This is a genomic window from Bacillus sp. TH25, from assembly GCF_016650935.1.
In the GTDB taxonomy this organism is placed as follows: Bacteria; Bacillota; Bacilli; order Bacillales; family Bacillaceae_G; genus Bacillus_A; species Bacillus_A mycoides.
Genome location: NZ_JAEKEU010000009.1, coordinates 541,230 through 555,418 on the forward strand (window position 1 = coordinate 541,230; position 14,189 = coordinate 555,418).

Here is a 14,189-nt window from a genome sequence, read left to right on the forward strand (position 1 = left end):
AAGGGACAGCCTCTTTTAAATTAATTTTGTATTTAATACATTTCCATCCATCGCCTCATGAAATGTATACGTTGTACATCCCCATGGCTTCCTATGGAAAATAGGCGAACCAGACCACCCCATTGCCCTCAGTTCAGTCCCAATCATCGCATTAAAATAACTATGACCTACAAGGGCAATATGTCCATGTACGAGCGCATAGCGGTGCAACATATTAGCGGCTTGCCTTGCTCTTTCTCGTACTTCCTTATAAGACTCAACCTCTTTACTATAACTAACTATCCATCGTGTACGTCCAATAAACATCCATACATTCGGTTTACATTTCAACCATTTTGGAGCATAAAAACTCGTTGGAACTTCAGCTTCCCTAAAAAGAGGATTTTGCACAAAAGATAGGGAATCCAATAACTCAGCCGCTGACTGTACAGCGCGCCTTTGATCACTCGTTACAACCAGTTTCGCTGATTCAATCGCCTCAATTGTTTCAATTGGTATAGGAGCTTCTTTTACTGTAGTCCCTAAATCATATTGATTCACCCATTCACGAAATGAAATAATTGTCATCGGCTCTATAGTACTGTCCAAACGACCATGACGAATAAAAGAAATTCGCATTCTTTCCACTCCCCATTCATCACTTACGAACTATATTACGTACTATTTCTTATTGCCATCATACCATGCATAAAAAGAAAGTTATATATCCCCACCACTATCATGTGTTATCGATGTGTGCACACCATCCAGTCCATCAAAATATGTAGTTGTTTCATGATGACGCACTTTCTTCAACTGTATATAAGAAAATAAAAATAATAAAATCGCTATAAAGCTTCCCACAACTTCAAACATCATTTTACCACCCCTAATTTCTCCCACTTTAGTAAGTCATTGCATCTTTCGTCATTCCTCTCCTAAACAATATGTAAAAAGACAATAAAGTTATTTACTTTCAAACCCAAAACAAGCATAACCCCGTTCTAAATTTAGGACGGGGTTAAAATATAGTTGTATAATTTTCGATATAAGATACTTCACTGTACTTAAAAATATAACAATAAAGTCGTTTGAAAATCTAAGTTTTATTCAACAATAGCGCCTATTGTTGAATAATGTTTAATTTCAAACGAATAAAGCCATTAATATTAAATCTTGATAGCCGTCATCCAATTTTACACCCTTTGCTTTTCTACCCTCTTCAAAAAAGCCTAGATTCTTATATAACTGGATTGCACCTAAATTATCTTCCATTACCTCAAGACAAACTTTTTCAATCTTACTGTTATTTTTAGCCCAATTGATTAACGTTTCTAGAAGAGCTCTTCCAATACCATAATTTCGATATTCAGGTAGTATGGTCATCGCAAAAGCCCCTTGATGACTAATTTTTTCTTTGTTTCCGTTCTTAAAATCTATTGCACCGACTAACTTACCATCAACTTCAGCAATAAACTGTACATAATTTGGATTTTCATGATAAGCTTTTAACGTTTTTTGAATAGCATCAAAACTCATCTTTTTTACATCCTCAACCGTACTTAGCATGTATGGAGCGTTTATTAAAGCTTTTGAAGCAGAATTTAGCATTCTTTCTGCATCCTGTTCTTTAGCTTCTCTAATTATTACTGTTTTTCCATCCTTAGATTTATAAGTAAAAACATTAGTTGATAATATATTACACACACCCTTTCGGAATATAATTAATCGGATTTTTTAACTATTCCACAATTCTTAAGTAAGAGAAAGTCGTATCACCTTTTTCTGCAATCGCCCTCCTTTAACTTACTAACAATTATTTCAAATATTTTTAATTTTGACAAGGATTCGTTCCGTTATATAGCCCGATTGTTGAATAACATGACTGGCGTTTTTTAAACAACTTTATTATGTTTTAAACGACTTTATTATAAATTAAACAACTTTATTATCTCTGTACACAATATTTTTTAAATATTCCCTTACAAAAAGTGAATATTTTTCGAATTTTTACTTTGGAAACATTTACAAAGTAGTAAATATAGTTCAAAATAAGAAGAAATAAAAAAGCCCAAATTATTCTTTTTTGGGAAAACTGGAACAAGGAGAGTTGCTTATGCAGATCGCAGAAACTGGAGATATCATTGAATTTAAAGGTGGAATGCAAGGCCGTGTTCAAAAGGTAAATCAAAACTCCGTTATTGTTGATATAACAATTATGGAGAATTTTAGAGAACTAGATATGGAACCTCTTACAGTTGTAAGCCATAAAAACTATACTGTCATTAATCAACATGCATAATATAATAGAAAGAAAGGATCTGTATATCATACAGATCCTTTCTTTCTATATTAACGATTATCGATCTTTTCTGGATATAAATCGTGATTCATCATGCGGTAGTCTGCCATTTTCTCATACTTAGTTCCTGGGCGGCCGTAGTTACAGTAAGGATCGATTGAAATACCACCACGTGGTGTAAATTTCCCCCATATCTCAATATAGCGTGGATCCATTAATTTAATTAAATCATTCATAATAACGTTCATGCAATCTTCGTGAAAGTCACCATGATTTCGAAAGCTAAATAAATATAGCTTTAAAGATTTACTCTCTACCATTCTTTGTTCTGGAATGTAGCTAATATAAATTGTTGCAAAATCTGGTTGTCCTGTTTTCGGACATAAACTTGTAAATTCAGGACAATTGAATTTTACAAAGTAATCACGGTTTGGATGGTTATTATCAAATACCTCTAAAATTTCCGGGCTATATTCAAATAAATATTTTGTATTTTGATTTCCTAATAATGTTACATCTTTTAAATCTTCATCTAATCTTCCTGCCATTTTAAACATCCCTTCTCATTATACCCCTCGTTTATTTCCCCATACTAACGCATGAAGCTGAGGCAGTACTTTCGCATCATTCATTTCTTTACAATTCACAGCTTTTTCAATAAGCCACTCATATTTTTCTAATAGTTTTTTTATAAGCACCGCATCATCCACTGTTTTCGTATCATCATTCCCTACTTGTAAGAAAAATGGTACATTCGGATAACGCTCGTGCATCTTAACTGCATATTCAAAATCTTGATCATCGAATACTACTACTTTTAAACTAAAATCTTTCCCTGCTAGTTTATGAATAACAGAATCTAACATCTGAAAATCTGTTTTCATAGTTGAACTTGGTGGTTTTGGAGAAATCGTTACCTCATCAATTTGAAGCAACCAATCTTGCCATTTACTCCCTTGCGTTTCTACCGCTGTTCGCATTCCATTCTCCTTTAATATAGAAAGAAGAAATTGCATATTTTTCAGCAAAACAGGATTTCCACCCGAAATCGTAACATGAGAAAAATTTTCTCCGCCAATTTCTACAAGCTCATTCCAAATGTCTTCCGGTGTCATTTGTTTAATTTGATCTTTGGCCGATCCATCCCATGTAAAAGCAGAATCACACCAAGCACAGCTATAATCACAGCCCGCTGTACGGATAAACATTGTCTTTTGTCCTACAACCATCCCTTCTCCTTGAATGGTTGGACCAAATATTTCTAAGACGGGGATTTTACTCATCGAGCATCCACTCCCGTCTTACTTCCGCATAACTAGTCGGCGTCTCAAAAAGACGAACAAATTCAACACGAGCTCCCTTATATTCGTTCGCACGATTATCTTTCGTTAATGCTTCTGCCATCTTTTCATAAATCCAAACGACCATATTTTCAGCAGTCGTATTCATTTCTGGCAATGTTTCGTTTAAATAACGATGATCTAAATAAATTTCTATTTCATTTTTCCAAATCTCTTTTATATCTCCAAAGTCAATTGCAAGGCCTATTTCATTTACATATCCGCTAATTCCAAATACGACTTTATATGTGTGTCCATGTAAATTTTTACATTTCCCTTCATAGCAGTGTAAATGGTGCGCTGCGTCAAATGTAAATTCCTTGCTGACCATTACTCTTTTATTATGATATTTGAGTTGTTCACGCTGAATATCCTTGTCCATTTTTTGTAAATTTTCTACGATGCGAAATCCAAAAAAGTTATCCATTAGTTGCTCGCTCCTTCGCGTTCTTGTAGATACGTATCTAATCCCGCTTTACGAAGTTGACATGCTGGACATTCACCGCAACCATCACCAATGATTCCGTTATAACATGTTAATGTTTTTTCTCTAACAAACTCAAATGCTCCCAGTTCATCAGATAATTTCCATGTCTCTGCTTTATCAATCCACATAAGTGGTGTATGAATAACAAACGGATAATCCATAGATAAATTTAATGTAACGTTTAATGATTTCACAAACACGTCACGACAATCTGGATAACCACTGAAATCAGTTTCACATACACCCGTTACAATATGACGTGCTCCAACTTGTTTTGCTAATACAGCCGCAAATGATAAAAATAGTAAATTTCGCCCATCTACAAATGTTGATGGCAATTCGCCTTCTTCATGTGTAATCTCCATATCCGTTCTCGTTAACGCATTTGGGGCAAGTTGATTTAATAAGCTCATATCTAGTATCGTATGTTTAATTCCTAGCTCTTTCGCAATTTCCGCTGCACAATCAATTTCTAATTTATGACGTTGATTGTAGTTAAATGTTACAGCTTCCACTTCTTCAAACTGCTGTATCGCCCAAAATAAACATGTTGTACTATCTTGTCCACCACTAAAAACAACAACTGCTTTTTCTTTTTTCATTTCACTCATTCTCCTTCTCTACTACGAATAAGAAGAAAGAACGTTCTTGAACTGTCACAATAAAAAAACAAAACAATACCTAATGATATTGTTGTTTCCATAGTTTTTTATAGAGGGAGTTCGCGAACCTCTCCCATGCAGTGCACGGAATTTCTTCTTTCATTGACAAAGATTATTGTAACATATTGTATACTACCAGAAAAAATTTCTGATTTTTTCCGCTATTTCACATTTCATTTCTTTCATTTTATAGTATGATTAATTTAATGTTAGAAGAGAGGAGGCATCCCACTGGAACTCTTTATTATTTACCTCTTTTTAAATATATTATCTATTCTCGTTACAATGCTCGTATATCATTTATTTTGGAATCAGAAAGGGAAACGCTCTCCTAAATTAAATTCAGCCATATTTATTGTATTGTGTTGCCTCGCTACCATACTATGTATCACTTTCGCAGCAAAAACAAATAATGGTTTTCAGTTCGACATGCGACATATCGTATTAATTGTCGGCACGTTAACGGGAGGGCCTATTGCTGGTGGTTCTATTTTAGCTGTATTAAACATTTATCGCTTTTTATTGGGAGGAATAGGTGCGTTTCCATCCTTTATCGCTTCTATTCTCCTATTTATTGTTCTACTATTAACATACAAATTTTTTAATCGAAGTTCTAATCATATAAAAATAACACTTGCTATTTTTTACAGTCTTACTTATGGATTTGGTTGGATACCATTTTTCCTTGCAAGTGTTACAAATGAGGCAGATTATATACCACATATCATTGTGTACGAACTATGTACGATGATTGGCACGATCCTTATTTTATATTTACTACACATATTACAAATGCAAGTTCGTCTCCAAAATGAACTTATGAACGCTGAGAAATTTCATTTAATCGGCGAAATGGCAGCTTCTATCTCTCATGAAATTCGTAATCCTTTAACTGCAACGAAAGGTTTTTTACAACTTTTACAGTCAGATACATGTTCTGAGAAAGAACGAAAATTATATATCGACATAGCCATTAATGGTATCGAACAAGCAAATCACGTTCTTACAGACTACTTAACTTTTGCAAAACCGAGTATTGAAAAAGAACAACAATTACAAGTAGAGGAAGAATTACTTCATGCGTTGTCTTTGATCACACCTCTCGCCAATTTAGCAAATGTTCGTATAAATTATATAAAACAAAGTACATCTTTCTTTATCGCTGGCGAAAAGCAAAAACTGAACCAATGTTTATTAAATATTTTTAAAAATTGTATTGAGGCTATGCCTACAGGTGGCGACCTTATTCTTACATTAGTTCCAGACCATAAACATATACAACTATATATAAAAGATACAGGAGTTGGTATGGATCAAGAACAAATAAAACGCCTTGGATCACCTTTCTACTCAACGAAAGAAAAAGGGACCGGACTCGGAATGATGGTCGTCTTCAGCGTCATTCAAGCAATGGATGGAAAGATTGATATTATAAGCGAAAAAGGTACAGGTACAACTTTCTTATTAACTTTCCCACTCATACAAAAAACGTGATGAAGTTCATCACGTTTTTTCTGTTCCTTCAACTAATTCTGCAAAAGCTTTCACTTTCCCATGTGGTTTTTGATTTTCTTTCCGAGCTTTCCAGGCGCGCTCTTCTTCTCTCTTTTTCTTTGACATGCTTTTCAACTCCTTCTTTTCTTTTCTCCATGTAGTATTCCAGAATGAGAAAGAAAATTATGCATGAGTAAAAAAGAAAAGAAGCGGTTCCCCACTTCTTTCATTTTAACGCTGTAAAATTGCATGTTTCGCTTCTTTTAGCTGTGTAAGATGTCTTTGTTCGTGTAAATCTAGAAATTGAACCCATTGATATAAATTCAAATCATTAAAAATAGGATGTTTTAATCCATTTTCAAATAATTCTTTTTCATCTATTACACTATGAAGGGCATGTAATAATTCTTGTCGTGAATGTTCTAGTAATTGAATTCCTTGCAGTTTTTTCATTAATGTTTCTGTTGGTTTCATTTGTTGAGGAGCTTCCCTTTTATGTGTGCGATCAAGCGTAAGTTGGAGGTCTTTAAATGGAGCAAGTTTTCTTTCTTTTTTTTGCAAAGCATATACAAGGGCAGATGTGACAGACTGTTCAACTAAATGCAAATGATGCAAAATTTGAATAATACTCCATTTATCACGGCGTGGCTTTACATTCACCTCCGTATCATTTAACATTTCAATTTCTGATAACAGCGTGCTTCGTGTAGACTGTAATGAGTGGACTAAAGTTTCTAAACTAACATCCATATTAGATTGAAGCATAGTGCTTTCCCCCCTTTTGTTGGTGAAAAGGGGCGCTCCCCATTAGAAACACCCCTAAGATAATTCTGAATTTTCTTTTATTATCTCATCATTTTTCTATTATGTCGATGTTAAACATAGGAAAAAAGTGCATGTTTTTTACAATTTTGTGTCGTCAACAGCACGTAACCACGCTTCAATTTCTGTAATTACACTTTTTACACACCCTTCAGCGAATGGTGATGTTAAATTTGCAACTTCTACTAATTCTAAGAATGATTTACTTCCACCTTGTTGACAAAGATTCACATAATCTTCCCAAGCCTCTTGTCTATTATCTCTTGCACGTTTCCAAAATTGCAGTGCACAAATTTGAGCTAACGTGTAGTCAATATAATAGAAAGGTGAGCTATAAATATGACCTTGACGTTGCCAGAAACCACCACGCTCTAAATAATCATTATCTTCATAATCACGATGTGGTAAATACTTCTTCTCTATGTTACGCCATGCTGACTTACGTTCTGCTGGCGATGCTTCTGGATTTTCATATACATAATGTTGATATTCATCTACAGATACACCGTACGGTAAAAATAGAAGTGCTGAACTTAAGTGTGAGAAATAATATTTATCCGCATCTTCTTCAAAGAATAACTTCATCCATGGCCATGTAAAGAATTCCATACTCATTGAATGGATTTCACATGCTTCATATGTTGGCCAATTATATTCTGGAATTTCATACTTACGACTTTCATATACTTGGAAAGCATGACCAGCTTCATGTGTTAATACATCAATGTCCCCAGACGTTCCATTAAAGTTTGAGAAGATGAATGGCGCTTTATAATTCTCGATATATGTACAATATCCACCACCAGCTTTTCCTTTTTTCGCAACTAAATCTAATAAATCATTATCGAGCATGAAATTAAAAAACTCATCTGTTTCAGCTGATAATTCTTTATACATCGTTTTCCCGTGATTAATAATCCAATCGGCATCGCCTTTTGGAGTTGGATTACCTGTAGCAAACTCAAAGTTTTCATCATAATAAGCGAGCTTTTCTACACCAATGCGTGCTTTTTGTCTATTTCTTAACTCGGTTGCAACTGGAACGATATAATCTAATACTTGCTGACGATAGTTCGCTACCATTTCAGCATTATAATCTGTACGATACATTCTTGCATATCCTAATTCAACAAAGTTTTTAAAACCAAGTGTTTTTGCGATTTTCGTTCTCACTTTAACAAGCTCATCATAAATACGATCTAACTCTTCCTCGTTCTCAGCTAAAAATCCGTAGTATGCTTCACTTGCTGCTTTACGTTCACTTCTTTCTTTTCCTTGCATAAACGGAATAAGTTGCGATAACGTTCTTTCTTCTCCTGCAAAGTCAATTTTTGCAGATGCTAATAACTGTGTATATTGTGAAGACAATTTATTCTCTAATTGTAAATCTTTCACTACTTCATCTGAATATGTTTTTAAATCACATTCAGCTAGAGCAAATAATTGCTTTCCATAATACGCCTCTAATTCTTCGCGGAATGGAGAATGAATTAACGCATTATAATACTTTGTACCATACCCTTGTACAACTGGAGAGAATTCATCAAAGAAATCCTGCTCATCCTTATAAAAAGCATCTGTCGTATCAACAGAATGACGAATGTAACAAAGGTTACCCATTGTACCAAAGTCATTACGAATTTCGTTAATTGAATTGATAACTTGTTTTTGTTCTTCTACAGTTTTTGCGTTATCAAACTTCTCTAAAGCAACAGTAAATTTCCCTTTTAATTCTTCAATATTTGGCCGTTTATATTCATAGTCTTTAAATGACATGAACGAGCCCCCTCTCCATTATATGCATCATTATTATAATTCAATTCTTACTTATAAATCTCCTCTTATTCTTCAGCAAAATGCGGTAGATGATGTCATAAATACATGCACACAAAAAAGCCTTGGATTTCTTTATCCAAAGCTCCTTTGGAACATATCATTATTTTTCATACTTTCCAATCTTTTTTAATAGATCAAGTAATTCATCCTTTTCATCTTTCGTTAACATTTCAAAAGACTGATATATAACTTGCTCATGACCTGGAAAAATAGAAGCAATAAAGCTCTCTCCAGACTCCGTTAATTGTGCATAAATAACACGCCTGTCATTTGGACATGGAATTCGTTTTACAAGCCCTTTTTTCTCTAGCTTATCTACAACGTATGTAATGCTGCCACTAGCTATTAAAATACGCTCACCGATTTGCTGAAGTGGTTGGCCTCCTTTATGATATAGTAATTCTAATACAGCAAACTCAGTTGGATTTAATCCGTTACTTTGTATGGATTTATTTGTAGTATCCATAACAGAACGATGTACACGGGATAATGCAATAAATACTTTTAAAGATTGAGAAATGTCTTCTCGCTCATTATTTGATGTCATACCATTTCAACCCTTCACTTAAATTCTCCGCAACAAAAAGAAAAGCAACGTAGCACTTCATTACAACTTCCGAATGAATATTCACTCATTCCTTTTCCTTTCCCTAATGTACTGCAAATGATTCTTGAATAAAAACATGACAATTTTAACATAGTTTATATATAATGATAATAAAAAAGAAGGAGTACCAAATTTGAAAGTCAAATTACAAAGCATAGTTTTTTACATACTGCTTGTTATACTGCCAACGATAGGGATTGGTGCCACATTTTTTTCATATCACACTTATCAAATGAAGCAGGCAAACAAACTATCTGCTCACACTGTTCTCTTTTTATATAGAGACTATTTAGACCATCACCTTGGTGAAGCTATATCTGCCTTAGAAATGCTCGCAAAAGTCGTAGGGACCGAAACTGGAAACATCAATGGGATTAAACAGATTGTACATGATACCGATGGAAATGATGAACGTTTTTCCGGTCTATATTACGCTACGACAGATGGGATGATTACACTCGCATCCCAAGGCGATTCGCCGCCTATTGACGTTTCTGACCGCCAATACATCCAAGATGCATTGCAATCTAAGAAAACAACTGTATCATCAGTTATTACAGATCGCGTTCTTGGACATCAAGCTATTATGATTGCGTCTCCAATATTTAATAGACAAAAGGAACTCTCAGGATTATTATTAGCAAGTTTACGCTTTGACTACATTTCAGCCTCTTTAAATGCTATTAAACCACAATATCATTTCGAAGTGACTGATAAACATGATGTAGTTTTTCTAACCGATGATAATAACGAAACAAGCGATGGGCATTCTAACATGCTTACTACCCCACTCCAAAGATTAAATTGGAAAGTCTCTGTTTCTCCGTTACCTATTCATCAACAAACTTTATACCAGTTAGTTGCAATAGAGTGTATAGCTACTTTATTTTTAATGTCTATTTTATTTTTACTTGCTCAATATATGTTATTAAAACGTCAAACAAAACTAGAAAGACAACAAAATGAACTACAAAAAATTGAATTGGTTGGAACTTTTGCAGCTAGTACAGCTCATGAAATCCGTAACCCTCTTACTGGAATTAAAGGACTCGTTGCTCTGTTAAAAGAGAAATATAAAGATGAACAGGATCAGTTCTACTTTTCCGTAATCGAACAAGAAATAGAACGGATTAATGAAATTGTAAGCGAATTTCTTATTCTTGGAAAACCAACTGCCATCATTGAACAAACATATGATGTAAGAACGATTCTTAATGAGGTAGCATTAATTATCCAATCTGAAGCGAATCTACATAACATTGTATTTCATTTACATTTGCCAGACCACCCTGTTCATATACGTTGCTCAAAAGACCATATGAAACAAGTGGTTTTAAACATTACAAAAAATGCAATTGAAGCTATGGCTTCTGGTGATACATTAACCATTGTAGTAACAAACAACGAAAAACACGCACACTTGCAAATTATTGATACTGGAAAAGGGATTCCTAAACATATTCAAAAACACCTCTTTCATCCGTTCTTTACTAATAAAGATACTGGAACAGGTCTTGGGCTTGTTATATGTAAACGAATTGTAGAGATGTACAATGGGCATATATTTATTGACAGTAAAGAAAACAAAGGAACGACAGTTCATATAGAGATTCCATTACACATAGTATAATTATCCTTATCCTAAAAGGGTAATTATACTTATTTCATAAAACCAGCTACAAACATTCTCCAAAAATTGTTTGATTTCCCTTCATACCCAATTTGAAATATAGGAACCTTTATAATTGAAAACCATTTCGGTGTTTGTTTTTCTTTGTAACGCTGATACTGTACGATAAGCTTGTCCAATTCTTGACTAACTTGAATTGTCTCCATACTATTTAACCCACTTGTTAATCCTAAATGAATCATTTCTTCACGTTTCATATGAATATCATGCGAAAGCTTTTCTAATGTGTACTTCCTTTTTACAGTAAACATCCATATCCCCCTTATTTTTCTTCCATACTCTCAACGCCTCTTCTACTTTAGCCCTTTAAACACTTAATTCTATTTAAAATTGAAGAATCAGAAAATTTAACATTTTTCCCCTGTAAATTACAAATCTTTACCCTCACTTTGAGAATTATTACAAATTATTCTATCTTTGTAAATACATTCGCAATAATAGACATTTTTTTCATCTTCTTTTTTGTAAATACTCAGTAAACAGTGGATTCTCTATTTTCAATGTACTTTTCTTCGACATTTTTTGTTTAATTTATGTAAAAACGCAAAACATAATGATGATTGATAAAGTGAACTTTAATTAGTGGGGGTTTTGTCCATCCCCCACTAATTATTAGCCTTCACCAATCGGGCGTTTACGGGCAGTGGATTTTCCACCTAACTTCTTTACTCCAGCCAAATTTTGAGGTGGGAGTCTTACTGCCCGCAAATAGCGGGATAAAATAGAAAGGAAATATTTATATGCGCAAATATACTATTACAGTTCTCATCTTCACCCTGTTCATACCATTCTTCCTCTTTCCTATTCAAGCTAACGCTCATACGAATAAAGTTGCTATTGTCATCGATGATTTCGGCAATAATATGAAAGGCACAGATAAGATGTTATCACTTCCTATTCCACTCACTGTTGCTGTTATGCCATTTCTTCCTTCTACTAAACAAGATGCAATAGCTGCCCATAAAAAAGGGCATGAAGTTATTATACATATGCCAATGGAACCAATTAGAGGAAAAAAAGAGTGGCTTGGACCAAAAGCGATTACAACAGATTTAAGCGATGAAGAAATAAACAACCGACTCGAACAAGCAATTCAAGAAATACCTCATGCAATAGGAATGAACAATCATATGGGATCAAAAGTAACCGCTGATGAAAGGATTGTACGTCTTATACTTTCTGCCTGTAAAAAGCACGGTTTATTTTATTTAGATAGTAAAACAAACCCTAATAGTGTTGTCCCAAAAATCGGTAAAGAATTAGGCGTTCCTATTATTGAAAACCAATTATTTTTTGATGATGTATATACGGTAAGTCACATTTCAAAACAAGCACAAATACTCATAAAAAAAATCCAAGACAAACCCATTATGGTAGCTATCGGACACGTTGGGGCTCCAGGTGAAATTACATCACGTATTATCGAAACTTCTATTCCTAAAATTCGTGAGCATGCAGACTTTATTTTTTTATCTGATTTAGCATTATCTCCACCTTCTGTTTCAAAATAAAATTCATTTCTCGCACTAAAAAAGATACCTATCTACACATAGCAGATAGGTACCTTTCCTTTTCAACTTAAATATAATCTACATGACTCACCCTAAATCCCTTTTTCTCTATCTTTTCAATCAATTGCTTTAATTTTTTTTCATTTAACTCATCCGATATATTTACGATAACACGGCGAATATATTGATCACCGTTATCAAGCGTAAACAGTCCACCGATATTATATGCTTTTAATAATGTCCCAAGCTCTTTAATTGTTCCCTTACAATCTTGTGTTGCAATTGTTAATATATAACCACCCGTCCGCATACCGAACGAATCCTCAATGACATCAAATACATTAGAATGTGTTAAAATGCCGACAAATTCATTATACTCATTTAAAACCGCTAAAAACGGGAGACGACGAATAACGTAAAAAGCTCTAAAAAAAGAATCCTTTTCAAAAATAAACGAACTTGGATTTTCCAGTACATCTTCTGTACTTACATCCTCTAATCTGCTATTACACTTCTTTTCTAAAAGATCTACTTTATAAATAATCCCCGTGAATTCCTTCTCATTTTCTGCTAATACAGGGATTGCGCGAAATCCCGTTTCATTCATAATTTGTAACGCCTTTTCACCAGAATCATTCGTTTTGCAAAATGTCACCTGCTGTTTTGGCAGAAAATGATATTTAACTCGCAAAATATGTTCCTCCTTACATGTCAACATGTAATCTATATATAATAAGGAGACCTATATTTTATGAGTGAAATTTCTTTTTAAAACGCTTTCATTTTTATGGAATGGTAATCTCTGTGAATACATCTTTATATAACAGAACTTTTTGCCCCTTTTATCATTAAAAGCTTTACGTGATAGTTCATTAAATACTCTATACCTTCCAACCATTTTTTCGCTTCTTCTGGAGTTTTCCCCCACACGATCATTCCGTAATTATGAACAAGGACTACTCCTCCACCTTCAATAAAATTCGGAACATTATTTTCTAATAAATTAGCGAATTTCTTTTCATCTTCTACAATTGGAATTGTCATTTCTGTAATACCATCTTTTCCAAAAACACGTTCCACACTACGTTTTTCGAATGTTACTTCTCCTTCTTTCCCATATAGCTCTGACATTAAATGACTATCTACAGTCTGTACTTGTAAAATGCATTCTGCACTACTTTTTTTATAAATATCTGCATGCATAAATGACTCTATAGCTGGTTTTTCTTCGTTTTCAAATACTGGCTCACACATGCAATTTACGACAATAAAATCTTCTTCAGAAAATACCCCTTTATCTCTTCCCTCTACATTCACTAAAAATGTTAATGGCTCTTTTGACGTACACATCGATAAACTAATTTTCGTACCATAAAACCAATCGCGAAGTGCCAATTCTGCTTTCACATCTTTTAATTCGTTCCATTTTTTCAGAAAAAATAACATTTCGTCACCCCCG

Annotated in this window: 18 protein-coding genes and 1 riboswitch; of the genes, 4 read left to right on the forward strand and 14 right to left on the reverse strand. The window is 33.9% G+C overall.

Annotated features, from left to right (window positions below; translation table 11 throughout):
- Window positions 1–15: 15 nt before the first annotated feature.
- The 3 genes from JFT89_RS07340 to JFT89_RS07350 all read right to left on the reverse strand — a co-directional run bounded on the left by JFT89_RS07340 (window position 16) and on the right by JFT89_RS07350 (window position 1,686).
- Window positions 16–618, reverse strand: coding sequence for a histidine phosphatase family protein (locus JFT89_RS07340; RefSeq protein WP_201039705.1), 603 nt, complete (start codon window positions 616–618; stop codon window positions 16–18).
- A gap of 81 nt (window positions 619–699) precedes the next feature.
- The gene (locus tag JFT89_RS07345) at window positions 700–858 is read right to left on the reverse strand and encodes a hypothetical protein (protein ID WP_033706566.1); all 159 of its coding nucleotides are present in this window, start codon (window positions 856–858) and stop codon (window positions 700–702) included.
- Between the two features lie 267 nt (window positions 859–1,125).
- Window positions 1,126–1,686: a GNAT family N-acetyltransferase gene (locus JFT89_RS07350; protein ID WP_080116882.1), complete on the reverse strand. Its 561-nt coding sequence runs from the start codon at window positions 1,684–1,686 to the stop codon at window positions 1,126–1,128.
- 409 nt (window positions 1,687–2,095) lie between these two features.
- On the opposite strand from JFT89_RS07350, the gene JFT89_RS07355 reads away from it, so the two are divergent.
- On the forward strand, window positions 2,096–2,281 hold the full coding sequence (locus JFT89_RS07355; RefSeq protein ID WP_002064385.1) for a YkvS family protein: 186 nt from the start codon (window positions 2,096–2,098) through the stop codon (window positions 2,279–2,281).
- Window positions 2,282–2,331: 50 nt separating this feature from the next.
- Here the strand turns inward: JFT89_RS07355 and queF are convergent, their stop codons facing one another.
- The 4 genes from queF to queC are packed head-to-tail and all read right to left on the reverse strand — an operon-like array spanning window position 2,332 to window position 4,710.
- Window positions 2,332–2,829: a preQ(1) synthase gene (queF, locus tag JFT89_RS07360; protein ID WP_201039706.1), complete on the reverse strand. Its 498-nt coding sequence runs from the start codon at window positions 2,827–2,829 to the stop codon at window positions 2,332–2,334.
- Window positions 2,830–2,847: 18 nt separating this feature from the next.
- Window positions 2,848–3,564: a 7-carboxy-7-deazaguanine synthase QueE gene (gene queE, locus JFT89_RS07365; protein WP_002086811.1), complete on the reverse strand. Its 717-nt coding sequence runs from the start codon at window positions 3,562–3,564 to the stop codon at window positions 2,848–2,850.
- Window positions 3,557–4,048, reverse strand: a complete 492-nt coding sequence (gene queD, locus JFT89_RS07370) for a 6-carboxytetrahydropterin synthase QueD (protein WP_002011526.1) — start codon at window positions 4,046–4,048, stop codon at window positions 3,557–3,559. The genes queE and queD overlap by 8 nt, the downstream gene beginning before the upstream one ends.
- A complete protein-coding gene (gene queC / locus JFT89_RS07375) occupies window positions 4,048–4,710 on the reverse strand; it encodes a 7-cyano-7-deazaguanine synthase QueC (protein WP_002086813.1) in 663 nt (220 codons plus the stop codon). The genes queD and queC overlap by 1 nt, the downstream gene beginning before the upstream one ends.
- Window positions 4,711–4,803: 93 nt before the next feature.
- Window positions 4,804–4,847: riboswitch (PreQ1 riboswitch) on the reverse strand.
- 208 nt (window positions 4,848–5,055) lie between these two features.
- On the opposite strand from queC, the gene JFT89_RS07380 reads away from it, so the two are divergent.
- Entirely contained in the window at window positions 5,056–6,264 is a 1,209-nt protein-coding gene (locus tag JFT89_RS07380; RefSeq protein WP_002126178.1) for an ATP-binding protein, read from the forward strand.
- 9 nt (window positions 6,265–6,273) lie between these two features.
- Here the strand turns inward: JFT89_RS07380 and JFT89_RS30140 are convergent, their stop codons facing one another.
- The 4 genes from JFT89_RS30140 to JFT89_RS07395 all read right to left on the reverse strand — a co-directional run bounded on the left by JFT89_RS30140 (window position 6,274) and on the right by JFT89_RS07395 (window position 9,469).
- Window positions 6,274–6,390, reverse strand: a complete 117-nt coding sequence (locus JFT89_RS30140) for a DUF6254 family protein (protein WP_000038354.1) — start codon at window positions 6,388–6,390, stop codon at window positions 6,274–6,276.
- A gap of 105 nt (window positions 6,391–6,495) precedes the next feature.
- The gene (locus tag JFT89_RS07385; protein ID WP_002030551.1) at window positions 6,496–7,029 is read right to left on the reverse strand and encodes a DinB family protein; all 534 of its coding nucleotides are present in this window, start codon (window positions 7,027–7,029) and stop codon (window positions 6,496–6,498) included.
- A 138-nt stretch (window positions 7,030–7,167) separates the two neighbouring features.
- On the reverse strand, window positions 7,168–8,862 hold the full coding sequence (locus tag JFT89_RS07390) for a M3 family oligoendopeptidase (protein WP_002011536.1): 1,695 nt from the start codon (window positions 8,860–8,862) through the stop codon (window positions 7,168–7,170).
- A gap of 160 nt (window positions 8,863–9,022) precedes the next feature.
- Window positions 9,023–9,469: a MarR family winged helix-turn-helix transcriptional regulator gene (locus JFT89_RS07395; RefSeq protein ID WP_002064378.1), complete on the reverse strand. Its 447-nt coding sequence runs from the start codon at window positions 9,467–9,469 to the stop codon at window positions 9,023–9,025.
- A gap of 193 nt (window positions 9,470–9,662) precedes the next feature.
- On the opposite strand from JFT89_RS07395, the gene JFT89_RS07400 reads away from it, so the two are divergent.
- Entirely contained in the window at window positions 9,663–11,159 is a 1,497-nt protein-coding gene (locus tag JFT89_RS07400; RefSeq protein ID WP_016094501.1) for a DUF3149 domain-containing protein, read from the forward strand.
- A 29-nt stretch (window positions 11,160–11,188) separates the two neighbouring features.
- On the opposite strand, the gene JFT89_RS07405 is transcribed toward JFT89_RS07400, so the two are convergent.
- Window positions 11,189–11,470, reverse strand: coding sequence for an aspartyl-phosphate phosphatase Spo0E family protein (locus JFT89_RS07405; RefSeq protein WP_002011543.1), 282 nt, complete (start codon window positions 11,468–11,470; stop codon window positions 11,189–11,191).
- Window positions 11,471–11,959: 489 nt separating this feature from the next.
- Here JFT89_RS07405 and JFT89_RS07410 point away from each other — a divergent pair, with 489 nt between their 5' ends.
- Window positions 11,960–12,730: a divergent polysaccharide deacetylase family protein gene (locus JFT89_RS07410; RefSeq protein ID WP_201039707.1), complete on the forward strand. Its 771-nt coding sequence runs from the start codon at window positions 11,960–11,962 to the stop codon at window positions 12,728–12,730.
- Window positions 12,731–12,797: 67 nt separating this feature from the next.
- Here the strand turns inward: JFT89_RS07410 and cbpA are convergent, their stop codons facing one another.
- Both cbpA and JFT89_RS07420 read right to left on the reverse strand, forming a co-directional pair.
- Window positions 12,798–13,421: a cyclic di-AMP binding protein CbpA gene (gene cbpA / locus JFT89_RS07415; protein WP_002135099.1), complete on the reverse strand. Its 624-nt coding sequence runs from the start codon at window positions 13,419–13,421 to the stop codon at window positions 12,798–12,800.
- Window positions 13,422–13,546: 125 nt separating this feature from the next.
- Entirely contained in the window at window positions 13,547–14,176 is a 630-nt protein-coding gene (locus JFT89_RS07420) for a class II aldolase/adducin family protein (protein ID WP_002011549.1), read from the reverse strand.
- Window positions 14,177–14,189: the final 13 nt, after the last annotated feature.